This is a genomic window from Mycoplasma sp. 4044, assembly GCF_053851695.1.
Map to the genome: position 1 here is coordinate 271,875 of NZ_JBSQBD010000001.1, position 22,970 is coordinate 294,844.

At 30.9% G+C, this 22,970-nt stretch carries 8 protein-coding genes; 3 read left to right on the top strand and 5 right to left on the bottom strand.

From position 1 onward, the window contains the following. Positions 1–23: 23 nt before the first annotated feature. From ACWXVN_RS01300 to ACWXVN_RS01310, 3 genes are read right to left on the bottom strand one after another with little or no spacing between them, the layout of a single operon-like run. Entirely contained in the window at positions 24–8,465 is an 8,442-nt protein-coding gene (locus ACWXVN_RS01300; protein ID WP_455978849.1) for a hypothetical protein, read from the bottom strand. A gap of 20 nt (positions 8,466–8,485) precedes the next feature. Beyond that, the gene (locus ACWXVN_RS01305; RefSeq protein ID WP_455978850.1) at positions 8,486–16,948 is read right to left on the bottom strand and encodes a hypothetical protein; all 8,463 of its coding nucleotides are present in this window, start codon (positions 16,946–16,948) and stop codon (positions 8,486–8,488) included. Positions 16,949–16,980: 32 nt separating this feature from the next. Next, positions 16,981–17,238, bottom strand: a complete 258-nt coding sequence (locus tag ACWXVN_RS01310) for a hypothetical protein (RefSeq protein WP_455978851.1) — start codon at positions 17,236–17,238, stop codon at positions 16,981–16,983. A gap of 264 nt (positions 17,239–17,502) precedes the next feature. Here ACWXVN_RS01310 and serS point away from each other — a divergent pair, with 264 nt between their 5' ends. Together serS and ACWXVN_RS01320 are read left to right on the top strand one after the other, a co-directional pair. Next, positions 17,503–18,768, top strand: coding sequence for a serine--tRNA ligase (serS, locus tag ACWXVN_RS01315; RefSeq protein ID WP_455978852.1), 1,266 nt, complete (start codon positions 17,503–17,505; stop codon positions 18,766–18,768). Continuing rightward, positions 18,768–20,237, top strand: a complete 1,470-nt coding sequence (locus ACWXVN_RS01320; protein WP_455978853.1) for a DNA recombination protein RmuC — start codon at positions 18,768–18,770, stop codon at positions 20,235–20,237. The genes serS and ACWXVN_RS01320 overlap by 1 nt, the downstream gene beginning before the upstream one ends. A gap of 131 nt (positions 20,238–20,368) precedes the next feature. Here ACWXVN_RS01320 and rplA read toward each other — a convergent pair whose 3' ends face one another. Further along, the gene (gene rplA / locus ACWXVN_RS01325) at positions 20,369–21,058 is read right to left on the bottom strand and encodes a 50S ribosomal protein L1 (protein ID WP_438341508.1); all 690 of its coding nucleotides are present in this window, start codon (positions 21,056–21,058) and stop codon (positions 20,369–20,371) included. After that, positions 21,058–21,495 carry a 50S ribosomal protein L11 gene (rplK, locus tag ACWXVN_RS01330; protein ID WP_455978854.1) on the bottom strand — a complete coding sequence of 146 codons (438 nt, stop codon included), beginning with the start codon at positions 21,493–21,495 and terminating at the stop codon, positions 21,058–21,060. Before rplK ends, rplA begins: the two co-directional genes overlap by 1 nt. Before the next feature lie 196 nt (positions 21,496–21,691). Here rplK and ACWXVN_RS01335 point away from each other — a divergent pair, with 196 nt between their 5' ends. Continuing rightward, positions 21,692–22,819, top strand: a complete 1,128-nt coding sequence (locus tag ACWXVN_RS01335; RefSeq protein WP_455978855.1) for an MnuA family membrane nuclease — start codon at positions 21,692–21,694, stop codon at positions 22,817–22,819. Positions 22,820–22,970 lie beyond the last annotated feature (151 nt).

Sequence of the window (22,970 nt, forward strand, 5' to 3'; positions counted from 1 at the left end):
AGCACTCAAACTGGGTAATTAGATTATCTAATCTTGAATTTAAAGAATTTTGTTCCTGAGTTAAAGATAAATGGTTTTTGTGTTAGATCTGATGTTGTGGTTGTTTGAGTTGGGTTATCACTTGATGATCAAATCAATTTTCCTCTTCCACTCGCTTTGTATATTTTAGCAAATGCATCTGATGAGATGAAGTCATCATCTTTTAAATAACCTTTACCATATCCACTTGTCGTAATTGTTGAATTGTTGTTAGGTACAACACTTCCTGTATCTACATTGCTTGCATACTTATTTAAAACATTGGCAGCAATATTGATAATTCATTTTTCTGGTGCAACTTGTCAAATTTGAGTGTCTGGTGTTCCACCAGTATATGAAATAGTGTAAGGGGTATAGTTTGAAGATAAGCTTGGATTTACTGAATCATGGAACGATGGATCTTTGTAATAACTTTGTGTTTCCATTCAACTATTGTATAAATACATCTTGTTATCTGATTCATTGTATTCAAACTTGAATTTGTATAGATAAACAGTAGCAGCAGGCATTGTGTATTGATTTTGGTACACAGAAATACCAGCTTTTGTAGGTGCATATGCCTTTCCTTGACCAACTAGATCACCATATTCACTAGAATTGGCAGCAGCTGTTGCAGTTGGCCCAGAAACTAATGTACCAGGTACAACTTCCACTAGAACTATTTCCTTATTGGTATCATCGGCATTTATCACAATCATTTGGTTAGCTAAATCTTGATAAATAGCTGAGAAGCCAGCTCTTTCATAATTTAGAACAGGTGAGTTTAAAAATTCAATTTTCATGTTTTCAATGTCAGTGTTGCTTGGTTTAAACATCACTAAAGCATTATTATTTTCTTTTTGAACTACTTGGTTTTTATTTAAATCAGAATTATTTGCTTTCAATGTATTTCTGAAAGCTTCGAACATTTTGTTTTCATATTGTTCTTTGGTCAAACCAGTTGCTCAACCAGCATCATTAACATCTAATAGAGCAACTTTTGATTGATAACCAGTGTTTTCACCTTGGAAAATTAGCTCACTACTTCCATCTGAAACTTGAGCTCAATCTACTGAATTAAATGATAATGTGATATCATCAAAACTCATTTCACCTGTTTTAACACCGTTTGTGTAAACATCGTACGGATCACTCCCTGTGATGATTGAAAGACTTTCAATGTTTTTGAACTCAGTTAAGTTGTTTGGTGTATATTCATACTTAAATCTTAATACTGCTTTTTTAACGGTTTCTGTGTCTTGAGAAGGGACAATTTTGTACCATGAACCATCATCTCATTTTAGTATTTTTACTTTTACATTTGTTTCATCGAAAATATATACAGGAGTAAATTCATAAAACAAGTCTAAGAACGACTTAGCGTTTGTTATGTCTATCTCATCTGAATTTTCTTTTGCTAAACTAGATAAAACCGATCCAAACTCTCTTCTCGTTATTGACGGTTTAAGTCTTATATTTTTGTAATTTTGAATTTTTATTGCAGCAGAAGGAATGGTACTCGAGCCATATAGGTATAACCCAGCAAACACACTTGTTATAAATTTAGAAGGCAAAGTTGTAAACTCATAAACGTGTTTTATTAGTTTAATCAAATCGGAATCTTCATATGTTTGTGATTTAAGGTGTTCATTAACCGCAAACAAAGTATGCTCGCTTGAAACGTCACTTATAGACGAACCAAGTTTATTTCTTCACATTTGTATGTTACCGTCAAGTATATTTCTTACGGTTACATTATTACGACCATAAACCTCTTTAATTAAATTGTTAATTGGTAGATTAGCACTTTCTTGAGTATCACTATATATTTTATTGGCTCTTGATTTAATTGATGAAACAAATGAATAATATGAATTTAGTATGTCGTTCATTGCACTTGCTTCTTGTACAAAAGTACTGTTATAATCAAATTTCGACAAGTCTGGAGTAAAAGCATAAGTTGATCTTAGTTCAGAATATTTTGGTAAGAATTCGCTAACAAAAATATTTTTAGCGTCAGTCATTTCTGATTTAGTAAAAATGTCGTTTGCTCCTGCTTCCAAAATATATTTAATTCCTAATTGGTTTTCTGCATCAATAAGGAATGCTTTTAATTTATCAAATAGCCCAGTTGAATTGTTGTTAGCAAGTGTGTGTAATTTTTGATTTACATTGTTCGCTAATTGAGCGGGAAGATCTCCCAGTTGTCATCAATAATCTCTACTTTGTTTAAATCAAGTACTGAAATCCTGATTTTCTGATAGACCTAATGTTAAGTAATTATCAATATTAAATGTCTTGTTAGAATGTTGAGAAGCCTGTGATGCTAATGAAATCATTTGAGTGTAAATATCATTTCCCGCATAGCTTCTAATTATTGCATCTAAGAAATCGTTCTCAGCTTCGTCGGCGGTCTTTATTACATTATCCAAACGACTCTTTATAAAGTCATAAGCATTAACAATAGCTACCGAATAAGTTTCGAGTGCTGTATGAATTCTCTTATTAACTTCATCAATAGGGTTTGAGTCAGCTGGTATTTCCTGATTTAACAAATCTAAAGTTTTAGCGTCAAAATCAGAATCTAAAATCTGTAAAAAATCAGCATATTTTGTTTGCTCGCTATTGTCAACTTGTTCTTGAATTTTATTTTTTAATCAAGTGATTTTTTCCTTAACTTTATCAATATCAGATTTTCTTTGTTCAATAAGCTCACTTATTGCTGTATTTAGTGCTTCAACTGATTCCTTTTTCTGTTGTGTTGTTCCAGATTGTAAGTTTTGATTTGCATTTTGAACAACAGCACGCAATGCACTATATTTTGCTTTTGTGTCAGAACTATCTTCATATGATTTGATACCAATATTTTCATATGATAGATACTCGTTTGCTTTGTTGATTGCTAGTTTTAAAGCAACTGTGTTTTCAAACACAAAAGGAATCGATTTTTCTGTTTTTGTTGCATTGTTCAAGTATGTATTGTAAAGATCGTCATAATCAGCAGCACTACTATTATTTGTATCTATTGAATCTAATTTGCTTCTAAATTCAGTGAATAGAGACTCTAAATACGCTTTTTCTGATTGACTTAACACCCTATCAGCATCAACTTGCGCCCTAATGATTTGGTATTTATTTAAAAGATTTAATTTAGCGCTTTCACTTGCAAGCTCTTTTGTTTTTTGATTGATAGAAGCAACGTCTGTTGAAACATATAAATCAATAGCATCTTCTAATAGATTACTTAGTTTTGTTTTACTACTCATTACCTCTGGATAGTTAGCTTGTACACTATCGTAAATGGTATTTGAGGCCTTAACTTGTTTTGCTAGTTTTAATAAACTTTCGAATGCATCTTCCAATTCTTGTAGTTTTTTATTGACTGCAATGTTACCACTTTCAGCCTTCAATTGACTTAATTCTGTTGATTCAATATTTTGCTTATTAATTGCACTTAAAGAACGTGAGATGTATTTATAAAGTGTCGCAAAATCAGTCTTGAATGAATCTTGCTCTACTTTAGATGTTTTAAATGACTCAATATTTTCATTATTTGCCATTCTCGCACTGTGTAAGTCTTGAATAGCTTGTAGACTTGTTTTTAAATTATTGATTTGAGTAACAATTTTTTGTGAGTCTTTGTCATCTTCGTACCGCTCGCTAGCCTTAGGTGAATTTGTTCACAATTTTGAAAGCAATAATTCAATATCAGTTGCATACCCACTATACGTGTTTTCAGGTGCTTTTCAATCAGTAATTTGGTCTGAAACTATCTTAAGCTGTTGCATTAACTCCAAGGCTTTTTGAGCTCTTGCCTTTATTGCTGGTAAAAGCACCGAATTTTGTGTTCCGTCTGTTGCAAGTGAGTCGTTTTGAATATTATCTAATCATTTGTTAACTTGTGAAAGTTTTGTAGTTCCTGGTGTACCTTGGAATTCATAATATTTGACTCCGTTATCTTCGTTTGGTTGACCATTAAGAACTAATTTTGCTTGTTTGATTAAATCTTCAATTTCTAAAGCTAATTCTAAATTATTTCTTGTTTCAATAATTTGTTGTTTTAGGGAATTTAACGTGTCAATGTTCATATCTTGTGGCACGTAATTATTTTGTGCTTTTTCAACAAGACTTTCCAATTCTCTTTTTAGATTTAGTGCACTCAATTGTGTTGTATCTTTAGCATTTTCTAGTGTATTTTTAGCTTTTTGTACTTCTTTTGATAAATCAATAACTTTGTCTTGATTGTCTTTTAATTCTTCAATAAAATCTTGTAATTTCTTTAGCTCATCAATAGATTTTGCGTCATTGTTTTTTTGTAACAAATTGTCTAGTTGTTCTTCTAATTTTTGCTTTGTGTCAGGATCTACTTCTGTTGCATTTGAGCTTAAATCATCGTTAAGTTGTTTTTTGATTCCACTAGTTTGATCTTGAATAGCATTGAAGTTATCAGTTTTTCACTTATCAGCTTCTTTTGAAAAATCATATGCTTTTTTCAATTCTTCATATTTTTCTGGACTATCGTTGTAATCTAAGTCTCTAGTTGGATAAGACTTGGTTAAAGCAGTAGCAAGACTTGACAATGATTGTTGTTTGCTTTCTTTTTCACTTACATCCTGAATAGCATCTCATTCTTTTAATTGTTGAGCAACATTTGATTGCAATGAAGAAAGCTTTTCACTGTCCGAAATCTGTTGTTTATATTGATTTATTTGTTCTTCAGTCAAGTTAGCGTTTGTTAATTTATTTTTAAGATCTTCTGTAAAGGCAAGAATTTTTGCCTTTGTTGTGTCGATAGCATTTTTGGCTGGATTTTCGACATTATCTGTATTGAAGTTGTCTGAATTCGCTAAAGCTTCTAGTTTTGTTAGACGGTTGTTTAGCTTATCTCTTTCAAAAGCATTTAACATTTCAGTTTTTAAGTTTGCTAAAGTTTCTAAATCTGTATTTGGGTCTAGTTTAGCTGCTTCATATTTAGCTTTTGCCGCATCATAAAGTGGGAAAGTATCATTTTCATTTCCGCTCACTTGTTTTAAGGCTTCAATTGCAGCATCTGTTTTGTTAACAACATTTGTGTCAATATCATCAACAGCTTGTTGTCAGTTTGTATCTATTTGTTTTTTAGCAGCTAGAATTTCAGCAATTTTGGCATCCAATTCTTTTTTCTTGTTGTCTAATTCAGCACTTGAAAGGAAGTTAGAATCAATATAGCTTGAATATTCAGCTGATAACGATTCAACCTCTGCTACTAAGTCTTCGTAAATTACTTTCTTTTTATCATCTTGAGTAAAGATGCTATTTAAATTATCAAGTGACTCACTTAGACTTAATTTAGACTTTGCTACCTCGAAAGCAGTTTTAATATTTTTTTCTTTTTCTTGTGAGCTTTCTACTGTGTCATTTGCTAATAGAAGATTATCACTAACCACATCTTCTAACTCACTAAAAATGTTGTCATATTTACTATTTTTGTTTGAAGCAACTCAGTCTAAAGCATCTGCTGTGGTTTTGTTTAATGAGTCTATTGCTTTTATTTTGTCTAAAGCATCTTCAAGAGAAGTTGTTGAATTTGAGTTAACTAAGCTTCCATATCAAGTATTGGTAATATTATTTTTAGCATTTTCATATTGTTTTGCAACTTCAGAATCAGAGTCAGTAGTTTTATTTGCAATCCCTTGATTATATTTAGTAATTTTATCTTTTAATAAAGCGTTGTTTGTTTCGGTCTCACGATTTTTCAACGCATCGATTTCACTCTGTAAAACACGAAGATCAGGAACTAAATCAGAGTTGATTTTGCTTACCAATGAACGAGCTTCTTCGATTTGTGCGCTATTTAGTTGTTTTGCACCATTAACGAAATCTTTAGCGTCGGCATCTGATGTTACTTTTTGTTCTTCAGTCTGCAGCTTCTTAATTTCTTCTTCAATTGAATAAGTTAGAGACACAGCATCTTTTACTTTGTATATTTCTTGTAATAGACTTGCTTTATCTTCATCTGACAATTGTTTTTGTTCACTTAGTTTCTTTAAGTCAGCAGCTTTTTGAACTATTGTTTGGTATCCTGGTTGAGATTTTAATTCATCAGTGTTGTAATATTTGTCCAACTCTTGTTGAATCAAGTCTAGACCGTTTGTCAAGTCAGCACTTTGACCTGAGTCTTTTAGTGAGTTTAAAGCTGATTGTAATTGTTTTTTGAGTGATTCAATATCTTCTTTTTTAGCATTTTCATCAGCAAACAATTGTTCAGATTGTTCTTGTAATTTTTTGATGTTAGCTATTTGGTCTTTTAATTGCTCTTTTTTAAGTGGGTCTTTAGAAATGTTTTCAATTAAATCATTAATTTCTTTATTTGTAGCGTCAATGTCGTTCAAAGAATCAATGTTTTGACGATAGTTTTGAATTGATTTATTTAGCTCATCGAGTTTTTTAGTTAGATCGTCAGAAGGTTCTTGGTATCAAGATTGATAATTTAATTTGTTATATTCGTCAAGATACTTATCCAACATATCTAATTGTTTTTTAACTGCATTAGATGGTTTTCAAATTAAATCATTAGCACGGTTATATGTGATACGAGCATATTTATCCGCATCATCATATGCTTCTTTTAGTTCAATAGTTTTGTAGATAACTGAAGCCTGAGCAAGTTCTTTCAATCTTCTTATTAATGCATCTTTATAAATTTGAGCAGTATCAGTTGTGTCGTCTGCAATTGATTTTGTATATTCCTCTTCGATGAAATCTTCGATTTGTTTTGCTAATTCATCAGTATTTGGCTTGTTGTAAATCAATGCTAAGAATTGTGCAATTTTTGCATCAATACCGTTTAGCGATTCAATTAAAGTTTGACGATATTTTTCTTCTAAAGAAGCACTTAATGTCTTAGCATCTTCAGAGCTTAAATTTTTGTTATTGAAAACTGAATCAATTTGTAAATAAATTTCTTTTAGTTTAGCTTTCAAAACATCTTTGTCATCATTAAATCAAGAAACGTTCGAATATTGTGAAATTTTGTTGTTTAAGTCTTCAATACTTTCTTTGGTATTTTTAGCAAAAAGTTGTGCTGAAACAACAGCCGCCACATCGCTGGCAACTTTACTTATTTTTTTATCAAGACTTTCAACAGTTAGATTTGCATTAACCGACTGTGTTAATTCTTGTTTTAGTAAGTTGTATTTTGCACTATCAATCAAATCTTCGTTAAAGCTATCACTTAGTGATTTGTGAATGTTAGCTATTTTTTGTTCTAATAGTACTAAATTTGAAAACTGACTTGTGTAATTTGCTTTGGACTCTATAACTTCATTGTAATTGTTGTTTTCAATAAAGTTTTTGTAGCTATCAGAATTTTTGATGTTTTCTGCGTAAGGTTTCAAGACTGAAATTTTGCTTTCTTGCGATGAAAGGTAAGAATTTCAGTTATTTTTAATTTCTTCAATGCTTTTTGTTCTATCAATGGCGTGAGTTGCTGCATTTGAAGTTTCAGCAGATAACTTTTCAAAATCATCCACACTTACACAGTTATTTAATTTATCAAGATAATTATTTGCTAAGTCAATTAATTTTTGACTTACTACAGAATTTTCAGTATTCTGAGTAGCAAAAGTCTTTAAAACATTGATATTTTCATTGATGTTCTCTACGAAATTATCAATTTTGTCTTTGTTACTTGTGTAAAGATTTAAAACATCTTGTACTTTATTTTTTAAGATTGTTAATTCATTGTAACTATATTTTGATTCTAGCAATTTAGATTCAATTTGATTAATTAAATCATTAGCTTGATTTTTAAGAACTTTGCTTGGTAATGAATCAATTTCTTGTTTGTATTGCACTAGATAATTAGTGTCATTTGCTCCTAAAACATTATCCAAAAGTTGTGACTGACGGCTGTTTGCGTCAGTTAACATTTCACTAAAATTGTCTAGTAATTTTAGCTTATCTTCTTTTGAAATATTGTTATACTCCGAAACAAATGTGTCAATATCAGTACTAAATTGTGGATTGTTAGCATAGTAGTAAGAATAAACGCTTTGTTCTTGGATACGGTTTCTTTGTGAATAAAGAAAACTTTGTAGCTCTATTTGATTGCTTGAACTTAGGCTGTAGTCAATATTGTTTTTTAGTCAATTAATTACATTATTTAAGAAAGTATTTTGGAAATCATTGATTGCTTGAATTTTTTCTTTAAGTGTTTTAGTTTCATCTGCTCAACTACTTTCAGCTGTTGTTAATTTTTTATTTAAATCATTTTGTGATTCTTGACTAAAATTTCAAAAATCTTTGTAAGTTTGGAATTGCTCTTTTGAACGAGTGAAAGTTTTATATAAATCGCTTTGATTTTTATCAAAGTCTTGTTTGGTTAGAGCAAGTCCTACAGTTGATGCAGTTATAACAATACCCAAAACAGAACTTAATGCAAGTAGTACTTTGCTTGATTTAGTCATAATATCTCCTTATTTCCTAATTAGTGTAATTTTATTTTTATGTTTATTGTTTCTACGGCCTCAACAAATTTCGGATCCCCTGGATAGTAATCACCATTTGAATAAATAGCTCCGTCTCATCAGGTACCTTTATCTCAGCTACTATCTCAAATAGAACGTAGACGGTCGGCACGTCCAGTAATTGTTTCTGCAGCTCGACGAGCATAAATTTCTGGAATGTATTTAATTAAGCCATTCTCTTTTCCTTCATTTAGCGCTAGTGTTAACGAATCTGCATCAATATTAGTGTTGATTGTTTTTTGTGTCCCATCACTCAATGTAATTGTTTTTTGAGAACGAGTAGAACTTTGCTTAGGTCAAAATGCTCTTCATTCATTTCCCTCTGAACCAACACTACTACTTTGTTTCGAATATCCTAATTTGAAACTGAAGTTTTCATTTGATGACGTGTCAATGCTTCCACCAACAAATGTATGCAAGTTGTAAATTGCTACTCTTGGTACTTCTGTTTCTGAAACAGTTTGATTTTCTTCTACCATTGGAACCATAATATCGATGTAATATGAGTATTTATATATGCTTCCTTCAACTTCAAATTTAGTTTCCATTGGAGCTCAGTAAATTATTGCATCTCCATTTGGACGCACATATTGTTTGTATTTATATCCTTCTATATTTAATCTAAAGTCATCTTTGAATTTGAACTTAACTTCAAAGTTTTCATTTTGCTTATTGTTAACATCATCTCTGCCTTCTGAAGAACCTAATTTTGAGTATGAAGCGAATGACTTAATTTTTCTCTTTAGTAGATCATAATAAGAATATTTCAAGTAAGCTGCTAAGTAGTTAGGTACTGCAGTATATTTGTTTCATCCTGCTTCGTTCATTGTGAATAATGATGCATTTCTCATAGCATCAGGACTTAGAAAGTTTTCTTTAGTTAATGTTGAAACATCGAGTGTTTTAAACGTTGCCATTAGATTTTCAATATCAATTCAGAAAGGTGGCACATCTTTAAATATAGAGTTTTGCTCATAATCGGCTGGTGTATATGAAATTCTTATGTTAAAACTTACTTTCTTTACACTAGTGTCTGATTGTAAAATAACCTTAGCAAAATCTTCCTCACTTTGTTCTTTATAAATTCAAACTTTCACATTTTGTCGATTATATGACTCCATAATTCTATATTCACTCTCATCAAAGAGTTTTAAAACTGGAAAAAAACCAAACAAGTTTGTAAATTCAGTATGTCCGTTGATTTCCTTGTACTGATACACTTTTCCATCTTTTGTAAAGGTATCACTTGCTACAGGAATCTCATTTAGTTTTTGAATAACAGTTTCAGCAAGAGTGTTAGATTGGGCAGGATACAACGAAACTTGTCTACTGATAAAATTTTCTCTTATTGCTTGAAAGAATAAATCCAAATTCGATTTGTCATGCATTCATTTTCACAAGTTGTTTGTCATTTTATAAGCCTTTTCAACGTTATTGACAACACTTGAAATGTTAGTTTGATTTTTGTTTCATGATTGCAACAATGAGTTTTTAATATTAAGCGAAGAAAATGCAATTCCCTTGTACGAAGTTGTAGCATCTAGGAAAGGAGCATTACTTGGAGCATTATCTTCCAAACTATACAACTTAGCAGTGAATTCTCTTCCTGCAATGTTCTCTAAAAATACACGTAAATCAACCCGGGCATCTATATAGTTTGCAAAAATATTCTTCAATGACACATCTTCATTTGAAGAAGTTCCATAAACCATGTTGTTGAATTTTTCATGTCTTTTTCAAATATTAGCCACTGTTGTAATTCAACCATTCATTGATTCATTTACTTTATTGTTTGCATCACTTCGATCTTCTTTGACAGTTGCTTTATCAAAAGTAAATTTGTATTTCGAAAATGCAAATGGAGAGTTTTGATAGTTAGCCCATGCAGTTTCTGACGAACTTGTGTCTGAATTTGCAAAAGCAGCAATAAGATTTTCGATTTCTGAATATCTATCGATATTTTTTAGAACTTGAGTAAAGTATGTTGAGTTTGAATCATCTGACAAGTGTGACTTAATTTCATTAGCAAAGTCATTATATTGAGCTAATAAAGGCGGGGTGGTTATAACAAACTTAGATCATAAGTTTTTGATTTGTGATTCTAGTGCTTTTTGAACAGGCACATAGTTGTTAATAATATTTGAACGGTAATTGGCAAATAAGTCTGTTCCTTTTGCTGTGTGAGTTTCATCCGGTTTTTGTTCTAAATCAAAGCTAAAGCTGTTTAGATATGTGTTGAAACTTTCTAAATCTTGTTCAGTCATATTCATTGATTCCAGAACTTGTGATTTTTGCAAGTTTTGTCAATCTTGAGCAGTATTTGCTGTTCCTGCATTATTAATACTGTCAATGAATTGTTTTAGTCATTTGTGTTCTCAATAGATTCTAGATCATGAACTTTCATACAGTCATGAAAGATTTTGTTGATATTTTGTAGTTGCTTCATTAAAGTTTTCAGAAATAGCATTAAATTTGTCAGTGTCTTGAATTTGAACATTATTCATTGAACTGAATGGATCATTAGAAATGCTATCAAGTGTTTCTATTCCTTGAAGTGTCATAAAGCTGAATAATGATTTTGATTCATCATACAAATTACGTGCTTCTGATTCTTTTGTTTTCTTTAATTTAGCAATTAATCCATCAAATGAATCACTTATTTTATTAATGTTTTCTTCTTTGTTTGAATTTAATAAAGCAATCGCTTGATCAGTTGTCATATTTTGAGTGTTTTCACTCTTAGCAGTAGCAATTGTTTTGGTTGTATTTGCTTTTGCTTTTTCAATAGCAGTTCCTAATTCTGTAAATAAACCTTGAATTGCTGGAGTTTGTGCATTTACATCTTTTTGGTTGTATCAATTTTGAGCATCAGCAATAATACTTTTTAGTTGGGTTGTAGCATTGATTGCTGTTGTATATGAATAAGGTCCTGAACTCTCAATGTATTTTTGTCTTAGAGAGTTGTAACCTTCTTCATTTTCTAAAGTGCTATCGTTAGCTAACAATGTAAAAATGTTTTCTAGAATGTCTCTAATTGGTGTCTTTTCTTCTTCTGATAATGAATTATTGGTATTTAGCTGATTTAATGCAGTTGCATATGCTGCGATAAGTTTTAATTTTGCAATAGCATTTAAAATTTCAGTGTTTCTTGTTCTTAGGTTTAGATCAACAAAATCTTTAGCATATGTTTCTTTACCTTTTTCGATTAGACCTTTTACAGCAGGATTTGCACTAGCATCTCCTTTTAGTACTTTCAATTGTTCAACAATTTTTGGATTGTTTTTAATATCATCATTCGACTCTACATTTGTTATTTCTTCTTGTGCTTTAGCAATGCTGTCAGCAATATCTTTGTATAAACTTAGCACACCAAAAGCATTGTTAGAAGATTTTTTAACATCTAACAATTTATTAATAACATTGTCAAAGTTGTTTTGTTGTGGGACAACAGCAGGATTTACAAAGTTGATTGATTTTGTTTGTTCTAATTGACTGGTGAAGTAATTTACCATAGCAGTTTGCAAGTCTTGATATTTTGCTTCAACATCTTCTGATGATTCCTGTTTCAATGCTGCTTTGGTTTTATCAATCAAGTTTTCGTTTGGTGTGTTGATGATAACGTTTGCAACTTCTTTTCTTGTTTGATAAATCTCATTTAAAGAAACAAACATATCATCTAAATCACTTGCCAAGTCATTAATATTTGATTCCTGTAATTTTTGTCCTGATAGCGCATATTTAGGAACACTTCTTAAAATGGCATCAGCCATGTTGGTTGTATCAATATCAAATTTGTTTGTTTGATACAAGATTTCGTCTTTAATACTTGATTGCACTGCAATTTTTTCGATTTGTTTATCAAATAAATTGCTCAATTTGTTCATTTCAAGGGTTATTCTTGTTACTTCTTCATTTGTTGTGTCAGATGCTTCTGACTGTTTAAACAATTGGTCAATGTAGTTTTGAACTTCTTGTTTTTTGGCATCTGGTGTACCAAAATTATTACTTCCTTGTGGGTAAGTAATTGTTGCTAATTTTTCTTTAACTGAAGCATATTTTTGACGCAAGTTGGTTGAACTACGTAATTTATCTAATAGTTCATTAATTTGTTCTGAAAGTTCAAAAACATCTGCTTCTGTTGCACTATCTGAACCATATTTTGTCTTAGCTTCTGCTATTTTTTGTTGTAGCTTTTGAACCGCTTCTTGTTCGGCTTGACTTAGATTTTGAGTTCCAGTGTTGGTGATTAAATCACTTGCTTTCTTAACTACTTTAGCTAGTGAACGAGTTTTTTCTAAACGTCCAACAAGATCATTTAATTTTGTGTCAACAACTTTTACATCTGCAGTTGTATTAGCATCTGTATTTTCTTGTGAAAGTTGATCAAATAAGGCATCAATAGCATCCTTGTAGTCCTGATCGGTTTCACTTAAGTTAATCGAGTTATCGAAATCTTTTTTAGCAGTATTGATCTTTTGTGCTTCTTGTCTTTTAGCTTGTTCTAATGACAATGAGTCAATTAAAGCGTTTTCAAGATTTTGTTTTTCAGTTTTTAGTTGCTCAGTTGTTGTATTGTCAGCAGCTGAAGGAGTGTTATCACGAATCGATTGTTCTAGATAATCAGGAGTAATAGTTACATCAGCAGGTGGATTATCTTTTAGGTCCTTGATTCTGTCGAAGACTTTCTTTTGCGTATCAACTAAAGAAACTAAGTTTTTTAATCTTTCAGTTTCATTAGCGATTTCTTTTTCATCTCCTACTTGAAGACTTTGTACATGGTTATCAATAGAATTTAAATATTCTTGTAATTTTTGTTTTGTTTCTTGTGCTAAAGGACTTTCTGAGTAAGGGCTTTGGCTTAGTTCATCAAGTTTTTGTTGAGCTAATTGTTTTTGGAAATCAAATAAATCATTTTGATATTGATAATTCATTTGATTATAAATATCGTCTAGTTGTTGTTGGGTGGTACTATCAGCATCTTTTAGTTGTTGATATTGCTCATATAAAGCATTTAGTTTAGGCACTACTGCTTCTGAACCATTGACAACGTCTTTTGCCTTGGCGTCGTTTACTAAATCGTTATATTTAGCTTCAATATCACTTTTAGCTTTGGCAAAATCACTAGTGATTTGATCTTTTTCGCTATTGCGTTTTCTTAATTCTTTAACTGCTTCAACTTTTAAGTTCTTTAATTCAGAAATTGTAATTGGTTCATTGTTTAAGCTTTCACTCAACTTGTTAATTTTTTGTTCAAGTTCATTTGCAGGAGCTGAATAGATAGCCTTATTTTTCTCCGCATCATTGTAAACACTTTTTAGTTGGTTAATTGCGTTTTCAGCTTCTATGTAACTATTTGATTTTGAAAGCTCTTCATTTAGATTATTAATTTTTTCTTGGATTTGTAACGCATTGTCACCATCATTAACAAGTGATTCATTGATGGTGTCAGCAAATTTTTGTCAAGCAACTGGATTAGTTTCTTTATCGATTGCGTCTAAACGACTTAAAGCATCGTTAAGTTTATTAGCAAGTTTTTGTTGTCTTGCTAGTTTTTCAGTCATCTCTTGAATTTGTTCCACAGTAGCATCAGGATTTGCTAAAAGTTGATCTTTTTGATCTAAAAGAGCTTGGATTGAATTATTTACTGAAGCATAAGGTTCTAAGTTTTTGTTGTCTCCAGTATACAAACTTTTTGCAAGATTTGCTGCTTCATTTTTCAATTCTGCCAAAGCAACTTGAATTTGTAAGTTTTTATTTGCTTCATCAATTTGAGCTTGAATTTGGTTGTATTCGCTAGCTTCATTAATATTGTCTTTATTGAAATCAGCACCATTACTGTATGTTTGCAATAGCTCTTGTGCTTTGTTGTATGCTTGTTTTAACTCTGGATAGTTTTCACCATTTTTATTTACAGAAGAAGCTGAGCTATTGTATGTTGATTGCAAGGCTTGCAAAGCAAGTTCTAAATTTGCTGCTTGTGGAGCAGATTTTTGCATTGTCAACATTTGGTTTTTGATTTCTTCACGTTCATCAGTATTTTCAGTTGCTAAATAAGCTGTCTTTAAAGCTTCCAATTTATCTAAGAAAGTTTTTTCGATTGCAGTTGGTTCACTTGAGTAACGAGTTGGCTCAAAAGCATCTTTAATTGCTTGTAGAGTAGGTTTGTAAATACTATTAACATCAAATTGTTTTTTCTTTTCGTTGAAATCTTCGATTGCTCTTTGCAATCTTTCGTATGTATCAACAGGATCTGAATTTTGTGGATTGTCAAAATCTTCTTTTGCTCTGCTTAGCAATTTTTCAATGTTTTTAATTTCTTCGCCTAGCTCAATCTTTAAACTTTCAGGTAGATTTGAAATTGTGTTTTGTGCTACTGGGTAAATAGTGTCAAGTTTGTGGAAATTCTCAGCATTATCATTGATAGCCTTAATTTCTTGGTAGATTTTTTGCAATTGTTCTTCTTTTTGCTCAACACTTAAAGTTTTATCTGAGTCTACACGATCAGCATCGTTTCTTAAAGTGCTAATTTGAGTAAGTAAGATTTCTTTTCCTTTGCTTCATTTTTCACCAAAAACATCCACAACTTTTTCTTTTGTTACATCAGCATAACTTTGAACATCGTCTTTTTTAATTTTTACTCTTTGGTAAATATAAACGTCCTGAGCTCAAGCAATATCTTGTTGTAATTCTTGACGAGTTGAACCATCGTACAGGGTAGCAACTAAAAAGACATCATTTAGTTGTCATTTATCAAGTCAGTTTTGAACGTTTTGTTTTTCAGTTTCATCAACAATTGAATCTTTTAATTTACTCAAGGTTGTGACTCAACCTTTAAGTTCCTCTTTGTTAATTTGTCTTTCTTCTTCGGTTAGTTCAGCCAATGCTTTTTCATTTTCATTGATGGTGTGACTTTGTGCAAGGTATTTAGACAATTTATCTTTAAGGTTTTGAATTCTAGTTTGATTTTCTGAATCCAATTTTGTATATTTTAAATTTTGATAAGAAACTTTTACTTGTTTTTCAAGTACTTCTAATTGATTAATTAATTGTTCATTGTAAGAAATTGATGTGGCTAATGAATTGTATAAATCTGATAATTTTTTAACGAATTCGCCTAGATTTTCAACATTTTGAGTTAGTAATTCATTGTTAATGTATTTATCGAAATCATCACTACTAATTGAGTGATTGTCTTTTGCATTTGTAAGTAATTGTTTTAATTTTTGGCTGTAACGGTTAGCAGTTGAAATCAAGAAACTATCGTCTAGCATCTTGATATATGTTTCTACATTCACAGAACTTGTGTCAACTGAAGTAATTAATTTTTCAACTTGTGAGCTAAAAATTCCGTAGTTATCTTTGTTTTCTTGATAGCTGTTTTGTAAAGTTTGAGCTGATTTTTTTAGTTCTTCATCTGTTAAGAAGTTGGCACTAATTTTTGAAAATTCCGTATTAATAAAATCACTAACATCGCTTTGAGCACTTAAATTGTTTGCTGGAACTAAAGCGTAAGAATTTAGGATTGCTTCTTTGAAATCGGAAACTTCTTTGATAAATTTATCTTTTGAATCTTTTTGTAGTTGTGAAGCATTAATTTCGTCAATTAGAGAGTTTAATTTTGTGTTGATACTTTCTAGATTTGCTGTGCTTAAAGACTGCATTGATTCATCAATGTTAGTTGCTGCTGTATTTAAAACATTAGCAAAAATGCTATTTAAGGTTTGTAAATAATCTTTAGTTAAGTTTTCGGCATTTAAGTTTGTTCTAATTGTGTCGATAGCTGAAAAAACATTTGCTTTGTCAGTTGAATTTTTTAAGAATGAATTGTCATAAATGTTGTTTTCAATTAGGTGATAAAATTCTTTTTCAAGATCTCAAGTTGACTTGTTGCTACTATTCACCATTCCATCAAAGTTTGAATAAAATTTAGTGAAATCAAATGAGTCACTATCAGCCTTAACTTTTTCGTAAAGTGGTTTAACAAGTACTTTTAGCTCTTTATCTTTGATTAAGTTACTTAGGTTATTTAGAGCAGCATCAACTTGGTCTGTTGTGGCATTAGTGTCTTTTACCACTGACTCAAATTGAGCTTTTGCAACTTTATCAACTAATTCATTTTTCAACTGATACATTGTGTTTATATCAGAATTCTTTTGCTTAATTAATTCTTCAGCTCTTTTTACAAGATCATTGATGTTGTCAACATTATTTGCATCTAGATTTTTGTTATCTGCTAATTGTTTTTTTGTGTCAACTACTTGTTGTTGTAATGCTTGATAAATATTTTTATCTTTTACGAAGTTTTCATTTTTTGAATCTGACTCATGAACAAGAGCTAAGGCAGTTGCAAGTCCTGCAGCCGCTGCTAGAGTTGTTCCAAGAAAAATTGAAGCATTTAATTTTTTGTTATTTCTTTTAGCCATAAATCTCCTTTGTGTTTTAGTATTTATGATTTCTAGTTATTTTTGAAGAATCCAAAAATTCCATTAACTCTTTGTGCCTTAGTTAAAAGTAAACCGTTTGCATCTGTGTTATTGAAACGAATAAAATCTGCTAGATAAGCTATCTCTACACACAAAATCAAAAGTAAAAGTAGTGTTAGTATGATAGCGATTGCTAGTCAAATTTTTTGTCCCTTGGTCATCGGTTTTTTTTCTTTTTTTGCTTTAGCTGGTTTTTGTTCGACAGCTTGCATGTTATCTGTTGAGTTCATATTTACTCCTTGGAAAATAAATGTTTGAAAATCTATTGTTAAAACATTTTGAAAAATACAAAATATTTTTAAAAGTATACTACAAATTTATAAAATTTGTTAGAGGGCTTAGATAAAAAAAAAAAAAAAACATTTTTACACAAAGAAAGACTGAAAAATTGCTTTTTTTGTTTGCGAAAATGTCAAAAAATTATTGAAAAAACTAGCAGTTGTCATTTTTTTGTGCTGTTGTATAATTTAAATAATTATTTAAGGCGGTAAAAAATGTTAGATTTAAAATGATTATTAAATAATGAAAATATAGCAAAAGAGGGACTGAAAAAGAGAGGTTTCAATGTTGAAGTTGTTGATAATTTGATAACTTTGACAAAACAAAGAAATGCAGCAACACATGTTGTTGAAAATCTTCAGTCTCAACGCAACAATTTGAGTGAAGAAATAGGTATCAAAAAAAGAAATAAACAAGATGCTTCTGAGTTGATTCAAAAAGTAAATGAAATTAAAGAAGAAATTGAAAAACACAACGTTGAACTAGAAAAATTAAACCAAGATGTACTAAACTTAGCAAGTCAAATTCCTAATGTCCCACACGAAAGTGTTCCTGTTGGGGCTGACGAAAATGACAACGTAGTTATCAATGAACATGCGAGCTTAGGAAGAGGTTTGGTTAAAGGTGTAAAACCTCACTATGAAATTGCTAAAGATTTAGATATTGTTGATTTTGAAAGAGCAGTCAAACTGGCAGAATCAAGATTTGTCACATACAAAAAAGATGGGGCAAAATTAGTTCGTGCACTAGCATCGTTCATGCTTGACACACACATTGCTAATGGGTATGAAGAAATTATGCCAGCACACTTGGTTAACTCAAAAATGCTTTTTGGAACCGGACAATTACCTAAATTCAAAGAAGACCTATACAAATTGGAAAATGAGGATTTATGACTTATTCCAACAGCAGAAGTTCCAGTTACAAACTATTACAATAGTGAAATTTTAGATTTAAGCAAAACCAAAAAATTTGTAGCATATACTAAGTGTTTTCGTTCTGAAGCGGGGAGTGGCGGAAAAGATACTCGTGGTTTGATTCGCCAACATGAATTTCACAAGGTTGAACTGGTAAAACTTTCGAACAATGAAAATGTAATGCAAGACTTTTTTGAAACAGTTGAAGATGCAAAAAGAATTTTGGAGCTTTTAGAAATTCCTTATCGTGAATTAAGTTTATGTACAGGAGACATTGGGTTCAGTAGTGCTAAAACTATTGACTTAGAACTTTGAATTCCTAGTGAACAAAGATATCGCGAAACATCATCAATATCTGTTTTCTTTGATTTTCAAGCTCGTAGAGCAATGATGAGATATCGTGACTTGGACGGCAAAATTCAATATGCCAACACAATTAATGGAAGTGGATTAGCAATCGACAGAGTAGTTGCTGCAATATTAGAAAACTGCCAAAATGAAGATGGAAGCATAACAGTTCCTAAAGTATTGGTACCATACATGAAAAAAGAGGTAATTAAATAATGGCTGTAGAATTATTGATTTTAACTTTTGTCATCATTATTTTATTGATGGCAATTGGGGCGGGAATATATGCATTTATAAAATTAAAAAAATGAAAAGATTCAAATAAGGAAACAAGGGAAATAATTGAAAAAACGAATAAATTAAATGATGAAACAAATAAATTGTTACAAGAATTTAGAAGTGATTTCAAATTATTTGAAAACGATCTTGTCACTCTTAAAGCTGACTTTAAAAACAGTGTAGAAAACATTGAAAAAGAAATAAAGAATTTCAAAGAAGAATTAAATCCAAAAATTGAAAACTTTATTAATAATTATGACAAAAAGTTTTCAAGCGCTGTTGAGTCGTGAGAAACAAAAGCACAAGCAAATCATGAAGCATTAGATAAGATTTTAAAAGAAGGTGTTAACAACAATACAAATATCACAAATAAGTTTGTATTGGACTTCAGTGAAGCATTAAACACTAAATTTGAAGGTTTAGACGTAAAAATCGACACAAAACTTACTGAAATTGAAGATGCTTTCAAAAAACGTTTTGAAAACGAAATGACTGCTAAATTGAAAGAACATTTTGCAAATGTAACAAACACAATGAGCGAGCTTTCTAAAAACTTAACCAAATTTGAAACAGTGCAAGATTCTGTTAAAAACGTAGAAAAAATATTTAGTAATGTAAAATCGTTTGGGGCATTTGGTGAAAAATTTGCTCAAGATTTAATTGAAGAGTCATTTGGAAAAACTGATTCTTTAGTAGAAATACAAAAACAATTTGTTGTTACTGATTCAGAAACAAATGAAGAAAAAACTTACAAGCCTGATTTTTCAATCAAAGTTTTTGATGTGAACGGTGAATCAAGAAACTTGTTTTTGGATGCTAAGTTCCCGCTACAAAAATGAAAAGATTTAACAAGTGCTTTGGAAGAAGGGAATAAAAGCAAGGTTGAAACTGCAAGTAAAAATTTAACAAGTGCAATCAAAAACAATATTAAAGACATTAAAAGATATGTTGATCAAATTGAAACATCTATAGATTTTGCTATTATGTTCTTGCCTTCTGAAGGTTTATATGCTTGATTTACCACAAATAACATTTTAGTAAGTTTAGCAAGAGAAAATAATATTGTGGTTTGTGGACCAACAACTTTAGTTGCTATCATTAATACAATTAAAACAATTAACGAAGTTGCTGCTTACTCATACAACTCGTTAGAACTTGTAAAGCAAGCTAAAACTTTGAAAAAGAGCGTTACAGCACTTCTAACTGACATCGAAGACGCAAAAAAATGGGGTCAAAGATCAGTAGACACACTTACAAAAGCAGTGGGTAAAAGTTCTACTGTATTTAAAAACATCGAAAATGTTGGTAAATTTGAAAAGTTTTTACCGAGTGTTGAGATACCAAACAGCTCACACGTATTAGTATCTCCCTCTGGAATTGATGAAGTCGGCACAGACGAAGAATAAGTTGTTAAATTTTGATTTTTAAACAAGGCGAAGGTCTTGTTTTTTTTGTTTTTTTTGTTTTTTTTGTTGCTGTTAGTTACAAGTTATAAAAAAAATACCAGTCCGCAGACTGATATTCTCGCTAGCATATATTAATCAATTTTAATTTTAACTGCTGGTCCCATTGTTGCTGAAACTGTTAGGTTTAGCATGTATGTCCCTTTAACTGCAGCTGGTTTTAATCTTTTGATTGTTTGGATTAAAGTTTGAGCGTTTTCTACAAGGTGTTCTGTAGACATTGATTTTTTACCGATAAGTGAGTGAATAATTCCACCTTTTTCAGCACGGTAGTTTGCTTTCCCTTTTTTGATTTCTTCAACAGCTTTTCCTGGTGTTACAGTAACTGTTCCTGTTTTAGGGTTAGGCATTAGACCTTTAGGCCCAAGTTTTTTTCCGTATTTTCCTAAAACAACCATCATTTTAGGGTCGGCAACAATGATGTCAAAGTCATATTTGTCTTGATTTAAAACTTCAGCTAATTCTGCTCCTGAATAAACAAAATCTGCTCCCGCTTCTTTAGCTTGTTGTTGAGCTGTTGCATCATCTGTAGCAACTAAAACTCTTACAACTTTTCCTGTTCCATGTGGTAACACAACTGCTCCACGTAGTTGTTGATCTGCTTTACGAGTATCAATGTTTAATTTGATTGCTAAATCGATTGAAGCATCAAATTTTGCATATGAAGATTTTTTAGCTAATTCAATAGCTTCTTCTAGTGAATAAACAGCATTTTTATCTACTAATGCACGTGCTTTAGCTAGATTCTTAGAAACTTTTTTCATTAGTTGCATCCTTCACTTTCATCGTATCCTTCAACAACAATACCCATGTTTTTAGCAGTACCAGCAATTGTTCTCATTGCTGATTTTAGGCAATCTGTATTTAGGTCAGGAAGTTTGTATTCTGCGATAGCCTTTAGTTGGTCAACTGAAATAGTTGCAACTTTTGTAGTTCTTGAATTTGAAGAACCAGATTTGATTTTTGCAGCTTCTTTTAATTTGTATGATGCAGGTGATGTATATGTTTTAAAATCAAATGATTTGTCTTTGTAAACTCAAATTTTAACTGGAACTGGCTCACTTCCACGATCTCTTGTAGCGTCGTTGAATTGTTTTGTAAATTCAGGCATAACAATTCCTAATCCAGCTAAAGCAGGACCCGGTTTAGCTTGACCAGCATTGAATTGCAATTTAGCAATTCTAACTAATTCCTTAGCCATTGTATGTTTCCTTTCGAAATATGTGGTGCAAATGATTTACATAGAAATCTCCCACTTGCTAGAGGCAATTAAAAATTGCATTAATATTTTATCACAAAAAATACTTTAAAATAGGACAATATTTTCTAATCAAAAAAACACTCAAAAATAAAGCTTTTTCATTAAAATTGTTTTATTACTAAACTTGGAGTAAATAATGGCTAAAAAACAAAATTCTAAATCTAGAAATACTAAATCAAAAAAACCAAAAACTTTAGTTTCACTACTAACAGCTTTAATCGTGCTAGCAGCTGGTGGTGGGGGAGTGGGATACTACTTTGCAAATCAAAAAGAAAAAGTAGTTTTAAATACATCAGTGAGCTTAGAAAAAACTTCTGACTTGCGTCTTATGAGCTGAAATGTTCTAAATTTCGGTGGTTCTAACACTGCCTATAACTCAAACAAAATGATTAACATAGCAACTACTATTTTGAGTTCACAGGCTGACGTTATTGGATTGGAAGAGATTAACTGAGGACAGGAAACAAGTGTTAAAAACTTGGTGAAACTTCTTAACCAAAACAATCAAGAAGAAACTTGACAATATGTTATCAGTCCACTCAATGTAGCTTCATATCGCAAAGAATTCGAAAATTCTAGAGAACAGATTGCTGTTTTATATCGTAAAGATAAAGTTAAGGTTCTTAATTCAGGATTTAAAGGTAAAGAAATTTATGCAAGACCACTTTACTATGTGCAATTTGAATTTGTAACAAAATCAGATTACAAGTTTGTTTCAATTTTTGGTCATTTTGATGCTCCTGATGTTAATACGAAAAACGGCGAGACAAAATCAAGTGAATATTCGGGACAAGGTAGCCAAGAAATAAAAGAAGCTAAGGCCTTAGCACAAATTTTGGTTGAACTTAAGACACAATATAACTGCGACATTATTTTCGGTGGTGATACAAACATTAAGGCAAAAAACAATTCGGCAATTGAAAGTGAAAAATATGCTCTAGGTTATGTTGATTTTGAAACTAATCTTGAATATTACAAAACATCTCTTTCAAACAAAGTTAAAGCTTATTCTGAGCCTTATGACAAATGAGCGATTATTGACACTGGAACAAAAAATGTTTATTATGGACAAAACTACCCATACAAAATAGATATTATTAATGCTTTTAAAGAAGATGCAAGCGGGCATAGTTTATGAAATAGACAGGAAAGTGTTCAGAATTATAAAAGATATAAAAAAGATAAACCAAATCCAACTGATCTAGAATTAATCCGTGATGTTAGTGACCATGCTCCTATCTTAGTAGATATCAAGTTTAACTAGTCCCTTAAAAACAATAGCCAAGCATAGCTTGGTTTTATTTTAAGCAAAAGAAATGGAAACAAAAAGACATAATTTTTGTTTTCTTTTTTTATAAAAGCACAAAAAATTATTACCTTTGAGTTAATTTTTTTTGTAATTATTGAGATTTTTA